Genomic DNA, 18,872 nt, shown 5'->3' with positions numbered 1-18,872 from the left:
CCATGCCCTCCTATCAGTTTATTCAGCATGACATCACGGCGAAGTCGCGTTCTCAAATGATTGCCGTTGCAAAACTGGGCGCGCAATGGGTTGCGGGGAGAATCAGTATCGATGATATAGCAAGGCAAGTGGGTCCATTGCGCCACCTTGAAGATGACGAACTCCCAACATATTTGTATGAAAACAGTGAATACGGCGCAACTTTTGAAGTCAATGAACGTTTTGAACAAGAGAAGGTTTCTCGCGCGAGAAGATTCGAAATCGAGCCAAGTGTCGCCACTCGGATAAGCCTACCACGGGATGAATTGAGAGACGCGCTCGGCGTGCAACCTACGAGAGTAGGTGAGTTAATTGACGGGGCCCGCAAGGAGACGTTGATACATTTCGTCGAGCCGATACCGGGCATCAGTAATCCCGACCTTGTACACCTGAACTATCGCGTACCTTTACCAGCCGATTCGGAATTTGATGTCATAGCGGTTTTTGACTATAAGCGAAAGCCTGACGAACCCGGATCAACATTGAAGAATACAGAAAATTTCGAGAAGCTTGAAATCACGCGCTGGTATCTCACCCCTGAAGAACTAGAGGAGCGCAACCACGCCAAGTGCCTGAAATACGGCGCAATGAACTTGCGCTCGGGCATGATGTGTCCCGAGACAGGGTGGTGGCAGGTGTGGCTCGACAAAGAGGCGGGCGAGGATGCCACCTTTTGGAATGCCACAGGATATGAGGGGTCCGGTGCCGTAGACCTTCGCTTTGCGGGAGACTCATTTCCAATCAAGCGTCTGTTAAAGGGCGGGCAGGCCAACGCGAGCTACACGTGGGTTAAACCTTATCGGAAGAGGTAAATAGAGGGACACCCCGCCGCACGGGCGGGGCAAAAATCACACCCTATGATTTATTCTCCCGCCGCCAGTTGTGAAAGGTCAGATCCCGCATGTCCACCGGCCCGTAGGGGTCGGCCTTCTTCTCCCTCCCGATACCGGCGCGCTGCTGCTCCGCGAGCAAACGTGACTCCAGTTTCTTGAGTGCCCTTCGGGCGCAACTCCCGTTCGATCGGATCAATCATCCCGCACAGCTCGTTCAGCGGCATATAACTCTACTACTGCACGATTAGCGCCATGCTGTAGGGTGGATCAAGTTACTTGTTCGCATGACTCAGTGCTAGCGCTCTGCACGTTCATTTTGAAAATTAAAACAGGTCAGCATTTGTTTCCTATGCTGGTAACGCCATACAGCGAAAGACTAGAATGTTCGCACTCACTCAGTGCAATACGTGCCGTGAGCGTCGAATGCAATTAGCGATGTGTCAAACGCTACAGTGACATTGCCGGGCTTGCCTCGCGGTGCGGCGGCTCGTACTGCGAGAGCCTTAGCTGGCCTGAGACAGCGGGCATCGGCGCATAGAAGCGCTCCGTTCGGTTGCGAGGAAAATAGAGACAACAATTCTCTATGATGCGGCGTAGTACAAAAGCCGCGCTTTTCGATTAACGCCTCGCATAGCACTTGAGATAACTTCTTACAAGAATGTTGTGATCGAGAGATATTAATTGCTCCCTTTGTTATTTGTGACAGAACATTCGTTTTATTTTCCACCTCTAAAATACAGTCCGAAATGAACTATATCCCGCCGTACATAACGGCGGGATAAGAAAAAAGCGTGGGTAAAAAATGGAACCTTCAAAGAAGCACGTGATCGAGCGTAGAATGGAAGCTCTTGCTAATCAGTGCCTTACGAGCGAACTACGCGATCTCCACAAGTGAGTGCACCAAAACTGTGGACAAGCGCCCATCCATTTCATCCGACGCGAATTCGCCCGACGCGCACGTTCTTCGATGCGACGTTTGACGATGGTGACGCTCATGGATGCCCTTCCCCGCTCTTTCCCCGCTCGCGAATTTGCTGTTCGCGCCGTCTGCGCGCGACGCTTTCACGCCGCCGCGCTAGTCGGCCTGATCTGCGCCGCGGCACATGCGCAGACGCAATGTCCTGGCTATGTCGAGACCGACGCCGGCAGCGCGTTCGATATCGCATCGATCATCAGGGATACGGGTTCACCGCAATCGGCCTTGGACAAGATCCGCAACGCGGTCGCGCGTGTGAACGCGGGCGGCGGATGCTCGATTTTCCGCGATCGCCTCGCGTGCGAGGAAACGCTCACGCTCGCCAATAAGGCGATCGCCGCGCTGCAGGCGTGCGCATCGTCGACCGTGCCGAAGAACACGAAACACGGTTGATGCTTTCCGGAAATAAAAAAGCGCGTGCCGCCCGATTCGGCGGCACGCGCTTTCGAGTGCACCCGGACGTGAGCCCGGGCGGCTCGGACGATCAGCGATCGAGGAACGGACGCAGCTTGTCGGCGCGGCTCGGGTGCATGAGCTTGCGCATCGCCTTGCTTTCGATCTGACGAATACGCTCGCGCGTCACGTCGAACTGCTTGCCCAGTTCTTCGAGCGTGTAGTCCGAAGCCGTATCGATGCCGAAGCGCATGCGCAGCACTTTCGCCTCACGCGGCGACAGTGCGTTCAGCGCGTCGTCGATCGCGGCGCGCATGTTCGCGTGCACTGCCGCGTCCGCCGGCGATGCCGCGCCCTGGTCTTCGATCATGTCGCCGAGCGTCGCATCGGCATCTTCACCGACCGGCGTTTCCAGCGACACCGGCTGCTTCGCGATCTTGAGAATGCCGCGAATCTTTTCCTCGGGCATTTCCATGCGCTCGGCGAGCACCGACGGATGCGCTTCCTGACCCGTCTGCTGCAGGATCTCGCGCGAAATGCGGTTCAGCTTGTTGATCGTTTCGATCATGTGAACCGGCACGCGGATCGTGCGCGCCTGATCGGCGAGCGAACGCGTCACGGCCTGGCGAACCCACCACGTGGCATACGTCGAAAACTTCCAGCCGCGGCGATACTCGAACTTGTCCACCGCCTTCATCAGACCGATGTTGCCTTCCTGGATCAGATCGAGGAACTGCATGCCGCGATTGACGTACTTCTTCGCAATCGAAATGACGAGACGCAGGTTCGCTTCGATCATCTCGCGCTTCGCCTGACGCATCTTCAACTCGGCAGCCGTCATCCGACGGTTGATCTGCTTCAGTTGCTGGAGCGGCATTGCGACCACGCCTTCGATATCGATGAGCTTTTGCTGCTCGGCCTGAATCGCCGGCAGGCTGCGCTCGAGCGATGCACCATATTGCTTCGAGCCCGCTGCCGCACGCGATGTCCATTCGAGGTCCGTCTCATGACCGACGAACGATTCGACGAACTTCTCACGCGGCATGCCGCAACGGTCCACTGCGATCTGCAGCACGCGGCGTTCGATATCGCGGACTTGCGCGACTTGCTGCTGAACGTTGGCGCACAGGCGATCGATGGTCTTCGCCGTGAAGCGGATCGAGCCGAGCTCGCGCTGGATTTCGGCGCGCGCTTTTTCGACGGCCTTTGCCGCAACGGCGCCGGTGCCCTTAGGATTGCTTGCCTGTTCCGCCAGCTCGCGCACGCGCCCGAAGATTTCGAGGCAATCGGCCTTCAGCTGCTTCAGACGCGCTTCGTTCGATGCGCCCGCATCGTCGCCGTCCATATCGTCGTCATCATCTTCGTCGCCGTCGGATTCGTCGGTGTCCGTATCGATTTCGGTCGAGTCGTTTGTTTCGGGAGACGAAATGTCTTCGTCCGCCGAATCTTCTTCCTTCAGGCCGTCGACCAGTTCGTCGATTTTCAGCTCGCCCGATTCGACTTGCGCCGCGTCCGCGAGGATGCTCGCAACCGTCGACGGACACGCCGCGATCGCCTGAATCATCTCGTGCAGACCGTCTTCGATGCGCTTCGCAATGGCGATTTCGCCCGCGCGCGTAAGCAGCTCGGTCGCGCCCATTTCGCGCATGTACATGCGGACCGGATCGGTCGTGCGGCCAAATTCGGAATCGACAGTGGACAGCGCGTTTTCCGCTTCTTCGTCCGATTGCTCGTCGGACACGACGCTCGGCGCGTTGTCGCTCAGGAGCAGCGTCTCGGCATCGGGTGCCTGTTCGTAGACAGCGACACCCATGTCGTTGAACGTGCTGACGACAGTTTCCATCGCCGCAGTTTCAGCGAAGTTATCCGGTAGGTGGTCGTTGATCTCGGCGTGCGTGAGATAACCACGCTCCTTGCCCAACTGAATGAGCGCGCGCATCTGGCGCTGACGTTCTTCGTTCTGCTCCGCGGTCATTGTGACATCGGGCTGCATCGTGCCGGCCTGGCCCTTTGCTTTGTTCGCCCGTCGGCCCGCGCCCTTTCGCGCCGGCGCGACGATATCCAGCTCCGATTCTTCCCGATCAAAACTTGCCATACTTTCTCCTCGACAGGTTTGCTCGGCGACGACAGATCCCCGGAAGCGAGCGTGACGGCTCGCGATGATATCGACGACAGCTTCGACCACGGACGGCTTGCTGAAAATCGCATCGAGCAAAGCACACAGACCGCATCCGAACGCGGTTTGCGTTTTTCAATCGCCCTCTCAGGCGCAACCTTAGAGTATACCAGCATTTGTTGCGACGCAGCAGGTTTTCTAAAAGTTTTCTGGATGCGCCTTTCACCGTTATTCGTCTGATGAAATGCGTCATGGCTTCTCGAATTCTCGTGCATAGCGTCAGCAGGGCGTGCCGGATGTCTCCGCCGGCCTCGTCGTCGAGGCCGCACGCGATACTGCCTTCAAAAGCGAACTCAACGGGGATGAAGTTGACCGGTTTGGATTCGTCGGTTTCGCCTCGTCCCGTGCTTTGATAGTTGGGGCGATACCCGCCCGCTTCAAGCGCAGTAATGCTTTGAGATCAGCGAGATGCGATTCGAAATTGCGGCTGTGCTCGGCGGCATCGGTGTGGGCTGGGTTCGCTGTCGACGAGTGCGCTTGCGTGCATCGACGGGTGTCCGGCATCGGGTGATGCGCGTCGCCAGCGCTCGCTGGCACGATATGGCCGGCATCGAGCGCTGTGACGAAATCGTGGGCCCACGCGCCGGCGTGCACGCGCGGCTGCGGCTCGTCGCGATGATGGATGACGATGGACTTCGTGTCATCGGCAATCCGATATCGACGGAGTCCGTCTCTGCTAGCGAACGTTCGACCAGCCAGACCGGCAACGGCGTCTTCAGTGCGTTTCGCGCGGATACGCTGCTGCTCGTTCTCGGCGGCCGCGTTATGTTGGCTCCGTACGCGGAAGGCGAAATCGACCGGGGCGCGCAACAAGGCGCGCAGGTAGCTGATCGGCCGTGCAGCCCGGCGCAAATGATTCCAGCTGGCTTCCACGACATCGGACAGCAGCTTGCCGCAAAGCTTCGCCTCTCGCATCAGCTTGAAGATCAGGAATTCACGAAAGCCCAGTGACAGCAGACGCTGGAGGTCGGCGGGGAGGCGTCCTGGTTGTCTCTTTTGAGTATCAGGGATTAGATCCTTATATATAGGGCCGTCTGCCACCGTGACAGACGGAGTGCCCAAAGAAAACGAAGCTTCGGCGCCGCTTGCGTCCTCCTGGTCGACGGCGCTCACCTTGTCGGCTTGCGTGACCGGCTCGACGAGACCGAGCAGGGCTGCTGCCTTTGGCGTCAGATGGATGTAGGCGCGACCAAACAATCCGGCGGCTCCGTACCGTGTCTGCGGCGGGCGTGTGATGAATCCGGCGCTTTCGAGATCGTCCATGCTTCGATAGAAGGTGCGCATCGACTGCTGAGCACGGCCTGTGAGCAATTCTCGGCGTGCGAAGATCGGGGCGTAGGGACGCGATGCGTCGACCGTGCGGGCCAAAGCAGCGAACAGGGCGCGAGCGCGTGCGGGCAGGGCGGTGGTGTGAGTCGCGCGATGTGCGGCTCGAAAGATGACCCACGGCAGATTGGATCGGTCGCAGGCATATTCGTCGAGAGCCTGCTGATCCGCCGGCGCGGAGGTCGATTCGGAATTCTGCGGGCGAGAAACAGCCTCGCCTGCAACGGAATGTTGCGCGATACGCATGTCAAGTACGTCCATTTCGAAAAATGGAAGACAAACGCTTGACTGCCGATCGCGTTCCGCTAAACTTCGAGGTGTGTACTCGTGACCCGATTGGCGTCGGGAAGCGGAACGGGTGATAAGCAGTTAAGCCCGATATTCAAAAGCCTTCGGTTGGCGCCGAAGGCTTTTGTCTTTGTACAGCTTGTTCGTTACATAGCAGCCTCGTCAGTGCTTTTCATCAAGGCATTGATTTTTAAGGAGGTTCTACTAGGTTTAACAATCCGCAGCTTCGCTTGATTCACTAAGTTGCTGATTTAAAACGAAAACCTAGTAGAGCCTCAATCCTGCTCCGACTCACTCAACGTTTTGTTGATGAAGTCGGCGATTCTCTGCCCCCACTGTTCCGCATCTGTTGCGTCCTTCTCGAAGAAGCGCACGCCAACGACTCCGTTCCTGGTGGAAACCTCGCAAACCTTCCTTCGGCCCGATCTAACCACCGTGGCACTCGGAGCTACAGCGCGGGGCTTCTCTGCTGCAAGTGCGACAGCCTTGTCTTGAGTGAAATTTTCGTCGTCGATCAGACGGCGGACCGCTTCTACCACCTTGTCCGACTTGCCTGCTTCCGTGAGTGCGGCGAGCTTCTGCGCCGCATTGCTTCCGAGTCGCTCGGGCTTCTCGGCGAGTGCCACCTTGGCAGCCTCGGGAAGCGCATCGAACGAAAAGATCCGTGTGACGTGGCTCTTGCTCAGTCCGGCGCTTTCCGATATCTCGGTGCGTGACAGCCCGCTCAACTCTTGCAGCCGCTTGAAGTTCCAATACTTCTCGAAGTCCGTCAGCGACGGCGACAGCAGGTTCGAAAAGAACGCCGCGAATTCGATCTCGCCTTCATCGATCGACGCAACGTTGGCGCGAATCGTCGGCCGTCCGAGCTCGCGATACGCGGCCACGCGGTTGTGACCCGCGACGATCTCATAACGGTCATCTGGCAGCGTGCGCACCAAAATTGGCGTGGCGAGCGCGTGCTGCGCGAGATTGCTCTTCAGTTCCTGAAACTGTTCGGCGGTGAGCTTGCGGCGCCGTCCACTGACTTCGACGAGCGCGTCGAGCGGCACTTCCAGTGCGGCCCGCTCCTCGAGTTGAGTCTCGAGTTCCTTGATACGAGCCTGCGCCGTATTGATGCGATGTTGCGCGTCCATCAGCCGCCCCGGCGACGTGCGCGGTTCGGTGCTGACCGGACGCGGCTGTGTCGTTTCCGCCGGCTTGCTGCCGATGTTCGCTGTCTTGGCGAGGAGTCTGTCCCCGATGCCCATTTATGCCTCCGGCTGGTTCCACGCGCGAACGAACTGCGCGTCGAGGTGTTCGGCGAGCCGGTCGAGCGGCTCTTTGAATCGGTTGTAGGCGGCAGTGCTGCCGTCCGGCTTCGACAGGTCGTAGACCGTCGACAGTTGCGCCGACGCGCCCTTCGGCACCGTCGACTCCGGAATCTCGAAGGGCAGCACGCGATCGCCATAGGCTTTCTGCAGCCAGCCACGCACGACGCGCGAGACGTCATCGGACTTCGCCTTCGTCATGATCACGTTGACGAAATCGAAGCGCTTCTGCTCGAGCACACCGGGCAGCTTCTTCGCGATATCGGCGAAGAGATGCCAGAATTGCGTCGAGCTTGCGAAGTCGAGCGCCTCCGGCGGGCAGGGCAGCAAGATGGCATCCGACGCGAGCAATGCGTTGATGGTCAGATAGCTGAGCGCGGGAGGCGTGTCGATCACGATGGCGTCGTACTCATCGGTGAGCGGCATCAAACCCTTGCGCACGATTTCCCAGAATTCGAACGTACTGTCGTTCAGAACCTTCGCGGGAATCTCGAACTCGGCGTCGAATAGTGACGACGACGCCGGAATGAGATCGAGGTTGTGCCAGTACGTTTCCTGCACGGCGTAGTGCAGCGTCTGCTGGTCACCGTAGATGAGCGGAAGAAGGGTCTGATCGTCGGAAATCTCGGCGTCGGGCGCCCATCCGCACAGTTGCGTCGTGGTGCCCTGCGGATCGCAGTCGATGACAAGCACGCGCCGCCCGAGCAGCGTCAATGCCTGCGCGGCCGACACGGCGGTGGTCGTCTTTGCGACCCCGCCCTTGAAATTCGCGATAGTCACGATGCGCCCGCGTTTGCCTTCCGGCCGGCGCGTGCGCTCCTTCGTCGCCCGAATCCAGGTCAACGCCTCCTCGAGCGTGAACTCCTTGCTGCGGCCCGCGCCCTTGGACGTGCCCGCAGGCAATTCGCCTTTGGTCGTCAGGTACTGGAACCGCTGCTTGTCGATACCGCAGAGCGAAGCGACCTGCGCGCTCGTGAATGTTGGCGCGCTCTTGCGCGGATACGGCTCCAACATTGCATCGCGGATCTGATTGAGAATGTCAGTGGCTTGGGCGGCCACCCCCAAGAGCGTTTCGATCGAAACGGATTGATCGACTTCGGGAAGCCGAGCGCTTAGCATGGAATTCGCAGTCACTGGCGGGCCTGGGTAAGCAAATAATTCTTCGGTTTGTGGAAAACAAGCTGCAAACCGAAGAATAAACGGCGAACCGGTAAACCTCAAGTAAACTCTGAAGTACTTGATCGCCCGCACAGGGCATTTTTACAACGCCGGCGGCTTGTGTAAACGCGAAATCGGGGCTAGACCGAGGTTTACTTTCCCGCCGAGGCGCTGCGAATCAGCCCTTCGACGCCTAGAAACCGCCCGATGTCTTCGTTTTCGAGATATAGCGAGGTCGTCGAGAGATCGGCATGACCGAGGCCGGCGCTGACTTCGCGCAGTTTCGCGCCGTGCCCGAGCGCATGCGTGGAATGAGTGTGGCGCAGCCAGTGCGTGCTGGCGCGCTTCAAGTCCCGGCCGCTGCCGGGCGCTCGAGACTCCAGTAACGCGGCGGCATTCGAGAAAATGCTCTTGAAGATCTTCCCGATACCGTCTGGCGTGAGGGGCTGACCGCCCCGCGCCTGAGCCAAAATCGGCGTGCCCACGGCGCAATCGAGCGGGGTCGGCAAGCCGCGCAGAGCGAGATTTTCCTTCAGGGCCTCTACGACAACCGGCGGCAGGAGCACCGTGCGCGAGGAACCGCGATTCTGACCGACGGCGAGACGCCAGACCGGGCCTTCCACGCCGGACAAACGCCCGACGCTCAGGGCATCCGTCGTAGCTGCGGCGAGTTCCGCGCGGCGCAGGCCGGTGGCGTAAGCCAGCAGGAGCGCCAATCTGTCGCGATGCTCGGAAAACGAAAATTCGCTTCGCTCGACCGACTGCAGCACGCCTTTCCACTGCTCGACGTTGAGCGTGCGCGTAGCCGATTCGAAAACAGGCGGCGCCGCCACGCGCGCGAACCCGGCGAACGGGTTGACCGCCAGATAACGCTCGCCGACGAGCCATTCGCACATCGCGCTCAAGATAGAACGTGCCGTCTCCCGGCTGCGGTCGGACAGCGGACCGGCGAACGGCCGCCAGTTGGCAAAGCACCGCTCGCCGCGCTGCGCGGCGATCCAGCGGGTGGCCGGCTGCGGATCGGGCAGAAACGCGCCGATATATTCGGCGCATTCGACACCATCGAGCGATGAAAGCGGCTTGCCTTTTTCCACCAGCGCCCACAGCAGCAGGCGCTCGGCCTCGCGCCGATATGCGCGCCGCGTGTGCGCGCTGCTCGACCGGGCGTCGAGCCATGCGGAAACGGCGCGCAAATCGGTATCGAAATGTGTGCTTGCGGCAGACCGATTCGACCCTTTCGACCCATCCAGCGCCGCCGGAACGCGTAGCGCCTCGAGCGGCGCGACGACCACCGCATCGGTTTCTCCGATGTCGAGCTGCCTGGCGCGATTGACATCGCTTGGGTGCCACTGCCGCCGCGGCACCAATGCGGCTGGCGACAGCGTGCGCCGAAGCGCCTGCGCGTGAAGCTGCAGCCAGTCGACGACCCGTTGCGCGCCTTTCGGACCGAGCCGCGGCACGGCCACATACCAGCGATGGCGCCGCTGTTCGATCAGTTCGATGACGTCCGCGAGTGTCGTGAGCCCCGCCGCACTCAGTCGCGCCGCGATCGCGGGCTCGAACCAGCCGTCGATGGGATGTTCGGGACTCGGATCCTGCGCGAGCGAAGCCTCCATGCGCGCAAGCGCCTCCGCCTGACGCCGCCGCAGTCTTGCGTTGCGCGCCGCCCGCCGATCGACGGCGGGCGAGGTGCCCGGTGGATATTCCTCCTCGTACAGTGCCAGCAGCTCGGATTCGCCATAGACGCCCCCGGGGTCGATCCGTTCCCGGAAGTCGTCGAGCGTGGGCGCGGCAGTGGCGGGCGGTGGCTCGAAAAGCGGAATGCTTCCCGGACGAAGGCGCAGCAGGTGCGCGGCCTCGATGTCGCGCGCGCGTCGGGCGAGGACCGAAAGCGTGTCGCGCAGCGCGTCGATGAGCCGTCGCGTGGTGCGTACGTCTGTAGCAGCATCGCCGTATGATGCGTGCAACTGCGCCTCGGAGACGCCATCGAGATAGCCGCGATAAAGCGCGAAATGCTGGCGCGTGAGACGTCTCGGCGCGTGCATGCGGACCGACTCCGAAGCGGGATTGACCGCGCCATCTGCCAAACGTTGTCCAGAGGTTGCGCTAGCGCTAGGCATTTCTGCTTTCTTTTCAATCATTTGCGGCGAGGTTATCAACCAGCTTCGAATTTGACAAGGAAAATCGCTACATCTGATAAGTCGAATTATCAGCATCGACGATGAATCTGGCACGAGCCGTGCCTTCCGTCATCCCGGCATGCTTGAATGTTCATCCCGCCCGGCGCATATTTTCAGCACGCCCACCGCCGGTATCCGCAGGAGAAACGAGCCGATGCTTGATCCTGTACGCCCCGCTTCGAAGCCGCCCGAGCAGGACGACGCCTTCCGCCCGAGCCTGCCGGAGGTGTACGCGACGATACATGTTCCGACGACCGGCCGATGGATACGCCGCTTTCTCGCGTTCGCCGGTCCGGGCTACATGATTTCCGTCGGCTATATGGATCCGGGCAACTGGGCGACCGACATCGCGGGCGGTTCGCGCTTCGGCTACACGCTGCTCACCGTCATTCTGCTGTCGAACCTGATGGCGATTCTGCTCCAGGCGCTGGCCGTGCGGTTGGGCGTCGCCACGGGCCGCGACCTCGCTCAGGCGTGCCGCGACCATTATTCGAAGCCGGTGAATTTCGCGCTGTGGCTCGCGTGCGAGGCCGCGATCGTCGCGTGCGACCTGGCCGAAGTGATCGGCACCGCAATCGCGCTGCAACTGCTCTTCGGCATTCCGCTGATCGCGGGCGCGCTCCTCACCGCGCTCGATGCTTTCCTGCTGCTTCTGCTGATCAACAAGGGCTTTCGCTTGCTGGAGGCGTTCGTCATTTCGCTGCTGATCGTGATCGCGGGCTGCTTCGCGTTGCAGATCGCCGCAGCCTCGCCGCCGCTCGCAGATGTGCTGCGCGGCTTCGTGCCGTCGCCGCGTATCGTCGCCGATCGCGAAATGCTCTATGTGGCGATCGGCATTCTCGGCGCGACGGTCATGCCGCACAACCTGTATCTGCATTCGTCGGTCGTGCAGACGCGCGCGTACGGCAAGTCGGTTGCGGCGCGGCGCGATGCGATCCGCTGGGCAACGATCGACAGCACCATCGCGCTGACGCTCGCGCTCTTCATCAACGCCGCGATTCTGATCGTCGCCGCCGCCGTCTTCCATGCGAGCGGCCACGACGACGTGGCCGAAATCGGCGACGCGTTTCGCCTGCTGTCGCCGCTGCTCGGCCTCTCGATCGCATCGACGCTCTTTGCGGTCGCGCTGCTCGCGTCGGGCCTGAACTCGACGGTCACCGCGACGCTCGCCGGCCAGATCGTGATGGAGGGTTTCCTGCGTCTGCACATTCCGAACTGGGCGCGGCGACTCATCACACGCGGCATCGCCATCGTTCCGGTGATTGTCGTGACGGCCATCTACGGTGAGAAGGGCACGGGCCAGCTGCTCGTGCTGAGCCAGGTGATCCTGTCGATGCAACTGCCGTTCGCGGTGATTCCGCTCGTGCGATTCGTGTCGGACCGCCGCAAGATGGGCGTCTTCGCGATCTCGCGCTGGACGAGCGCACTGGCTTGGCTGGTCGCGGGCGCGATCGTCGTGCTGAACGTCAAACTGCTCGCCGACACGCTGCTGTCGTGAACGCGCGGCGAGCGCGGCGACGAACCCCTCTATATATAAGGAGACGCAGACAATGAGCGGCACGTTCATCGACATCACGCTTCGCGACGGTACGACGATTCCCGCCTACATGACGCAGCCCGTGAAGGGTTCGGGGCCGGGCATCGTGCTGCTGCACGACATGGCGGGCCTCGACGACTTCATCAGGCAGACCGCCGATCTGTACGCCGAAGAAGGTTATGTCGTGCTCGCGCCGCAACTTCCCGGCTACGATCCGAAGCCCGGCGGCATCGCGGCGGAAAACTTCGCGGCGCTCGTCGATCATCTGCGCGCGCTGCCGCAGCATGCGGGCAAGGTCGGTGTGGTCGGCTTCGGGCGCGGCGGCCGGCTCGCGACGCGCATCGCCGCGCAGGCCGATGTCGATTGCGCCGCCTGCTACGACGCCGACGACTTCGCAGCTTGCCTCGGCGATATCCCGACGATCCGCTGCCCGATGGTCTTCCACTTCTCCGGGCACGACATACCGATGCAGCGCGAGATCGAAGCGGCGCTCGCGGGCAGGCCGCACATCGAGCGCTATGTGTATCCGGGCACCGCGCCGGGGTTCACCGTGTCGGGCAGTGAACATTTCGACAAGCCCGCCGCGCTGATGGCGTATTCGCGCACGCTTGCGATGCTGCGCAAGGTGCTGGGCCCGCTCTTCGATCTCGATCACTTGTGGGAGCAGCATTGCTACTTCGAGTTCGGCACGCGCGATGTCGACGCCGTCATGCCGACGATGGTCGCCGAGCCTTACGTGAACCACGTGCCGACGATGACGGGCGGCGTCGGGCACGATCAGCTCAAGCGCTTCTACACCTATCACTTCGTCCATTCGAATCCGGCCGATACAAAGCTGATTCCCGTATCGCGCACGATCGGCGCGGACCGCGTCGTCGACGAGTTCGTGTTTTGCGCGACGCACGACCGCGAGATCGACTGGCTGCTGCCCGGCCTCGCGCCGACCGGGAAATACTTCGAAGTTCCGATGCTCGCCGTGATCCGCTTTCGCGGCGACAAGCTTTATAACGAGCACATCTACTGGGATCAGGCTTCGGTGCTCGTGCAGATCGGCGTGCTGAATCCGGAGGGCCTGCCTGTCGCGGGACGGCAGACCGCCCGCAAGCTGATCGATGAAACGCTGCCGAGCAACGAACTGATGCCCAACTGGGCGTCGAGCGAGGGTAAGCCGGTTTGAAGTGCTAAGCCGTTGCATACTATGGTCACGCCAAAAAACAATGTATCTGGAGACAAGCATGACCGACGTGGCCGGCGGCAACCGCACGCCCCAATGTCCCTTCCATGACAGCGCCCGCGCCCCGAACGGCTGCCCGGTGAGCGCGCGCGCCGCCGAGTTCGATCCGTTCGGCGACGGCTATCAGCAAGACCCGCCCGAATACGTGCGCTGGGCGCGCGAACAGGAACCGGTGTTCTACAGCCCGAAACTCGGCTATTGGGTCGTCACGCGCTACGACGACATCAAGGCGATCTTCCGCGACAACCTCACGTTCAGCCCGTCGATCGCGCTGGAAAAGATCACGCCGACGGGCCCCGAAGCGAACGCGGTGCTCGCGTCCTACGGCTTCGCGCTGAACCGCACGCTCGTGAACGAGGACGAGCCCGCGCACATGCCGCGCCGCCGCGCGCTCATGGACCCGTTCACGCCCGAGGCGCTCGCGCATCACGAACCGATGGTCCGTGCGCTCGCGCGTGAATACGTCGACCGCTTCATCGACGATGGCCGGGCCGATCTCGTCGATCAGATGTTGTGGGAGGTGCCGCTCACCGTCGCGCTGCATTTTCTCGGCGTGCCCGAGGAAGACATGGACACGCTGCGCCGGTATTCGATCGCGCATACGGTCAACACCTGGGGACGGCCGAAGCCCGAGGAACAGGTGGAAGTCGCGCACGCGGTCGGCAAGTTCTGGCAGTACGCGGGCAAGGTGCTCGACAAGATGCGCGAGGACCCGTCCGGCCCCGGCTGGATGCAATACGGCATTCGCAAGCAGAAGGAATTGCCCGAAGTCGTGACGGACTCGTATCTGCATTCGATGATGATGGCCGGCATCGTCGCCGCGCACGAAACGACCGCCAACGCCACCGCGAATGCGCTCAAGCTGCTGCTGCAGCATCCGCAGGCGTGGCGCGATATCTGCGAAGACCCGAGCCTGATCCCGAACGCGGTCGAAGAGTGCCTGCGTCATAACGGCTCCGTCGCCGCGTGGCGGCGGCTCGCGACGAAGGACGTGACGATCGGCGGCATCGACATTGCGGCGGGCTCGAAGCTTTTGATCGTCACGTCGTCGGCGAATCACGATCAACATCAATTCGCCGATGCCGATCTCTTCGACATCCGCCGCGAAAACGCCAGCGATCAGCTGACCTTTGGCTACGGCGCGCATCAGTGCATGGGCAAGAACCTCGCGCGCATGGAGATGCAGATTTTCCTCGACGAACTCACGCGCCGCCTGCCGCACATGCGCCTCGCCGAGCAGCGCTTCACCTATGTGCCGAACACGTCGTTTCGCGGGCCGGAGCATCTTTACGTCGAATGGAATCCGGCGATGAATCCCGAGCGCGCGGACCCGTCGGTGCGCGATGCGCGCGCGGTGGTGCGCATCGGCGAACCGTCGTCGCATGCTGTGAGCCGCGCGGTGATCGTGGATTCGATCGACGCGTGCGCGGATCGCATCGTGCGCGTGCGGCTGGTTTCCGCGGACGGTCGCGATCTGCCGCGCTGGACCGCGGGCTCGCATATCGATGTGGTCTGCGGCGAAACCGGCCTTTCGCGCCAGTATTCGCTCTGCGGCGACCCCGACGATCGTCGCGCCTTCGATATCGCGGTGCTGCGCGAGACCGCGAGCCGCGGTGGCTCGGCATGGGTGCATGACAACGTGAAGCCGGGCGCGCACTGGCGCATCCGCGGTCCGCGCAATCACTTCCGGCTCGACGAAACCGCGAAAAAGCTCGTGCTGATCGCGGGCGGCATCGGCATCACGCCGATCAGCGCGATGGCGCGCCGCGCGCGTGCGCTCGGCATCGACTACGCGCTGCATTACAGCGGACGCTCGCAAGCGTCGATGGCCTTGCTCGACGAGTTGCGCGCGCTGCACGGCGCGCGCCTCTTCGTGTACGTGTCGGAAGAAGGCGCCCGCAACGATTTCTCGACGCTCGCCGTGGATGAAGGCACGCTGGTCTACGCGTGCGGCCCGGCGCGGATGCTCGACGCGCTCGGCAAAGCGAGCGCGGCGTGGCCCGAGGACGCGTTGAAAATAGAGCACTTCGAATCCAAGCTCGGCACGCTCGATCCGGAGAAGGAACAGGCATTCGAGGTCGAATTGAAGGATTCGGGCCTCGTGCTGAACGTGCCCGCCGATCAGACGCTCCTCACGACGCTCAGGCGCGCGAACGTCGATGTGCAGAGCGACTGCGAGGAAGGGCTGTGCGGATCGTGCGAAGTGCGCGTGCTCGACGGTGAAGTCGATCATCGCGACGTCGTGCTCACCAAAGGCGAACGTCAGTCGAACAATCGGATGATGGCGTGCTGCTCGCGGGCGCGAAGCAAAAAGCTCGTTCTCGCGCTTTGACGATTTAGCGGAATTTCGCGCGCGGCATTCGTTGTCCGCGCGAAATCGTTTCATTCGCCGACGGATGACATTATGCCGCGCCAATCCGCGATCGATTAACTGCACACTGTTTCATCACGCAGTCATATATCAGCGTTATCGAGGAATGATCGGCACTCGATAAAGATGAATTGGTTATACCCAGTAGTTAATTCGCATATAAGGAATCACGCTGTCGGCCCTGACGTCCGAGACATGAATCGGCCGCACGCGCAGAAATAATTGCTTGCGAGCAGCTAACACAGGCCCTGCGTAAGTGTGACGTATTTGCCCGAACGCCCTGAATTGATCATACAACCTGCGCAATTTTCGTCGTCATATAGGATGATTAATGCACGTGCGTTCGAGCAAATACGAGATATTCGACCAGTTTGTTAAGGGACTTTTTACTCAAACTAGGGTTTATACCTACTAATATGAAATTTTTTACGCATGTTTTGCGTTTAGAATTGTTACTAATTTGGTGCGTCGCACAAGCACGCACGACCGAATAACTTCCAATATGCCTGTTGCGAATCGGCGCGAATGCTCGCGCGGCGGAATCACGCTCACGCGATTCACGGCAGCCAGGCGAAAGAGAAGGCCGGTGCTGAACCTGAGAGATTTTATTAAAGGCCCATATAAATGGACCATGCAATAGGCTTCGAGTTTGCCGCATCCCGTTCGGGATTTTTTCTGCGGAGCGTACCTTGTCCCACGGGCGAGGTCATCCCGTAGTCGGCGCGGCGCTCGGCGTCATCGCTCGCTCATGCATCGGACGGTCGGACGTCGCTCCGTCTCGACGATGCGCACCAATCCGCCCGAGTTCGAATCGGACTCACCCAGTCCATTTCCATATGGATGCGTTTTTTCGCGTCGCGCGAAGCTCATCGCGACCGGAAAGTCCGCTCATGTTTTCGCTGTTTGACGAGGATAGAAAATGACTGACGTAGTGATCGTATCGGCCGCGCGTACGGCGGTAGGCAAGTTCGGCGGTTCGCTCGCGAAGATCGCGGCGCCGGAACTGGGCGCGACGGTGATCAAGGCCGTGCTGGAGCGCGCGGGCGTGAAGCCGGACCAGGTGAGCGAAGTGATCATGGGCCAGGTGCTCGCGGCAGGCTCGGGCCAGAACCCGGCGCGCCAGTCGCTGATCAAGGCCGGCCTGCCCGACATGGTGCCGGGCATGACGATCAACAAGGTCTGCGGCTCGGGCCTGAAGGCGGTGATGCTGGCCGCGAACGCGATCATCGCGGGCGACGCAGAGATCGTGGTGGCGGGCGGTCAGGAAAACATGAGCGCGGCGCCGCACGTGCTGCCGGGCTCGCGCGACGGCTTCCGCATGGGCGATGCCAAGCTGATCGACACGATGATCGTCGACGGCCTGTGGGACGTCTATAACAACTATCACATGGGCACGACGGCGGAGAACGTCGCGAAGGAATTCGGCATTACGCGCGAGCAGCAGGATGCGTTCGCGGCGCTGTCGCAGAACAAGGCGGAAGCCGCGCAGAAGGCCGGGCGCTTCAACGACGAAATCGTGCCGATCGCGATTCCGCAACGCAAGGGCGAGCCGCTGCAGTTCAACACCGACGAATTCGTGCGTCACGGCGTCACCGCCGACGCGCTCGCGGGCCTGAAGCCGGCGTTCTCGAAGGAAGGCACGGTGACGGCGGCGAACGCATCGGGCCTCAATGACGGCGCGGCCGCGGTCGTGGTGATGTCGGCGAAGAAGGCTGAAGCGCTCGGCTTGACGCCGCTTGCGCGTATCAAGGCGTACGCCAACGCGGGCGTCGATCCGAAGGTCATGGGCATGGGCCCGGTGCCGGCATCGAAGCGCTGTCTGGAGCGCGCGGGCTGGAGCGTGAACGATCTGGACCTGATGGAAATCAACGAGGCGTTCGCGGCGCAGGCGCTCGCGGTGCACAAGCAGATGGGCTGGGACCAGTCGAAGATCAACGTGAACGGCGGCGCAATCGCGATCGGTCACCCGATCGGCGCGTCGGGCTGCCGGATTCTTGTCACGCTGCTGCACGAAATGCAGAAGCGCGATGCGAAGAAGGGTCTGGCGTCGCTGTGCATCGGCGGCGGGATGGGTGTCGCGCTGGCGGTCGAACGTCCGTAACGAAAGCAGTACACCGGTGCTGCGCGCACGCGGCCCGACGCGTCATCCAATCAAAATAAGCGTCGAGGCAACAAGGCAGCGCCGGTGACATTCCGAGCATTATTCAACCTGAGAGAATTGACGAGGAGTATCAGCATGACTAAGCGAATCGCAGTGGTGACGGGCGGCATGGGCGGTCTTGGCGAAGCGATCAGCATGAAGCTGCACGACGCCGGCTACGCGGTCGTCGTAACGCATTCGCCGGGCAACGCGAAGACCGCCGAATGGCTTACGGAGATGGATCGCCAGGGCTACAACTTCCGCGCCTATGGCGTCGACGTCGCCGATTACGATTCCGCCCAGCACTGCGTGGCGAAGATCCAGGCCGAAGTCGGCCCGATCGACATCCTCGTGAACAATGCCGGCATCACGCAGGACACGACGTTCAAGAAGATGACCAAGGTGAACTGGGACGCCGTGCTGCGCACCAATCTTGACTCGGTCTTCAACATGACCAAGCCGGTTTGCGAAGAGATGGTCTCGCGCGGCTGGGGCCGCATCATCAACATCTCGTCGGTGAACGGCTCGAAAGGCCAGATCGGCCAGACGAACTACGCGGCTGCGAAGGCGGGCATGCACGGCTTCACGAAGTCGCTCGCGCTCGAAGTCGCGAAGAAGGGCGTGACCGTCAACACGATTTCGCCGGGTTATCTCGCGACCAAGATGGTGACCGCGATTCCGCAGGAGATTCTCGACACGAAGATTCTTCCGCAGATTCCGGCCGGCCGTCTCGGCAAGCCCGAAGAAGTGGCCGCGCTCGTCACGTTCCTGTGCTCCGATGACGCGGGCTTCGTGACCGGCTCGAACATCGCGATCAACGGCGGCCAGCACATGAGCTGATGCATGCGAGCGGCGCGCGACGATTCGCGTGCCGCTCCATGTTTTAGTGAACAAATTTTGCCTGCGTCGCACGT

13 protein-coding genes are annotated in these 18,872 nt (G+C 61.3%); 8 read left to right on the top strand and 5 right to left on the bottom strand.

The window, feature by feature from the left end:
- Window positions 1–2 precede the first annotated feature (2 nt).
- Both AC1Z32_RS07075 and AC1Z32_RS07070 read left to right on the top strand, forming a co-directional pair.
- Window positions 3–851, top strand: a complete 849-nt coding sequence (locus AC1Z32_RS07075; protein ID WP_483477969.1) for a hypothetical protein — start codon at window positions 3–5, stop codon at window positions 849–851.
- Window positions 852–1,866: 1,015 nt separating this feature from the next.
- Window positions 1,867–2,241, top strand: a complete 375-nt coding sequence (locus AC1Z32_RS07070; RefSeq protein ID WP_483477968.1) for a hypothetical protein — start codon at window positions 1,867–1,869, stop codon at window positions 2,239–2,241.
- Window positions 2,242–2,332: 91 nt separating this feature from the next.
- On the opposite strand, the gene rpoD is transcribed toward AC1Z32_RS07070, so the two are convergent.
- Window positions 2,333–4,234 carry an RNA polymerase sigma factor RpoD gene (rpoD, locus tag AC1Z32_RS07065; RefSeq protein WP_483478223.1) on the bottom strand — a complete coding sequence of 634 codons (1,902 nt, stop codon included), beginning with the start codon at window positions 4,232–4,234 and terminating at the stop codon, window positions 2,333–2,335.
- Between rpoD and AC1Z32_RS07060 the strand changes: the two genes are divergently transcribed.
- On the top strand, window positions 4,115–4,597 hold the full coding sequence (locus AC1Z32_RS07060; protein WP_483478237.1) for a hypothetical protein: 483 nt from the start codon (window positions 4,115–4,117) through the stop codon (window positions 4,595–4,597). The two genes, rpoD and AC1Z32_RS07060, sit on opposite strands and share 120 nt — an antisense overlap.
- 39 nt (window positions 4,598–4,636) lie before the next feature.
- Here AC1Z32_RS07060 and AC1Z32_RS07055 read toward each other — a convergent pair whose 3' ends face one another.
- From AC1Z32_RS07055 to AC1Z32_RS07040, 4 genes are all read right to left on the bottom strand, one after another.
- Complete coding sequence (locus tag AC1Z32_RS07055; protein ID WP_483477967.1) at window positions 4,637–6,004, bottom strand: replication protein O; 1,368 nt, start codon at window positions 6,002–6,004, stop codon at window positions 4,637–4,639.
- A gap of 302 nt (window positions 6,005–6,306) precedes the next feature.
- Window positions 6,307–7,278, bottom strand: a complete 972-nt coding sequence (locus tag AC1Z32_RS07050) for a ParB/RepB/Spo0J family partition protein (RefSeq protein WP_483477966.1) — start codon at window positions 7,276–7,278, stop codon at window positions 6,307–6,309.
- Complete coding sequence (locus tag AC1Z32_RS07045; RefSeq protein ID WP_483477965.1) at window positions 7,279–8,457, bottom strand: ParA family protein; 1,179 nt, start codon at window positions 8,455–8,457, stop codon at window positions 7,279–7,281.
- A 191-nt stretch (window positions 8,458–8,648) separates the two neighbouring features.
- The gene (locus tag AC1Z32_RS07040; RefSeq protein ID WP_483477964.1) at window positions 8,649–10,541 is read right to left on the bottom strand and encodes a phage integrase family protein; all 1,893 of its coding nucleotides are present in this window, start codon (window positions 10,539–10,541) and stop codon (window positions 8,649–8,651) included.
- 289 nt (window positions 10,542–10,830) lie between these two features.
- Between AC1Z32_RS07040 and AC1Z32_RS07035 the strand changes: the two genes are divergently transcribed.
- The 5 genes from AC1Z32_RS07035 to phbB all read left to right on the top strand — a co-directional run bounded on the left by AC1Z32_RS07035 (window position 10,831) and on the right by phbB (window position 18,798).
- On the top strand, window positions 10,831–12,174 hold the full coding sequence (locus AC1Z32_RS07035; protein WP_483477963.1) for an Nramp family divalent metal transporter: 1,344 nt from the start codon (window positions 10,831–10,833) through the stop codon (window positions 12,172–12,174).
- A 52-nt stretch (window positions 12,175–12,226) separates the two neighbouring features.
- Complete coding sequence (locus tag AC1Z32_RS07030; protein ID WP_483477962.1) at window positions 12,227–13,390, top strand: dienelactone hydrolase family protein; 1,164 nt, start codon at window positions 12,227–12,229, stop codon at window positions 13,388–13,390.
- Between the two features lie 58 nt (window positions 13,391–13,448).
- Window positions 13,449–15,779: a cytochrome P450 gene (locus tag AC1Z32_RS07025; RefSeq protein ID WP_483477961.1), complete on the top strand. Its 2,331-nt coding sequence runs from the start codon at window positions 13,449–13,451 to the stop codon at window positions 15,777–15,779.
- Window positions 15,780–16,737: 958 nt separating this feature from the next.
- Window positions 16,738–17,919 (top strand): acetyl-CoA C-acetyltransferase, encoded by a 1,182-nt coding sequence (locus AC1Z32_RS07020; protein WP_483477960.1) that lies wholly within the window; start codon window positions 16,738–16,740, stop codon window positions 17,917–17,919.
- Between the two features lie 135 nt (window positions 17,920–18,054).
- On the top strand, window positions 18,055–18,798 hold the full coding sequence (gene phbB, locus AC1Z32_RS07015) for an acetoacetyl-CoA reductase (RefSeq protein ID WP_483477959.1): 744 nt from the start codon (window positions 18,055–18,057) through the stop codon (window positions 18,796–18,798).
- The last annotated feature ends 74 nt before the right edge of the window (window positions 18,799–18,872 follow it).

This window comes from Caballeronia sp. 11_S32 (genome assembly GCF_056930355.1).
Note: the sequence above shows the minus strand (reverse complement) of the source record. Positions and strands in the feature narration are given on the sequence as shown.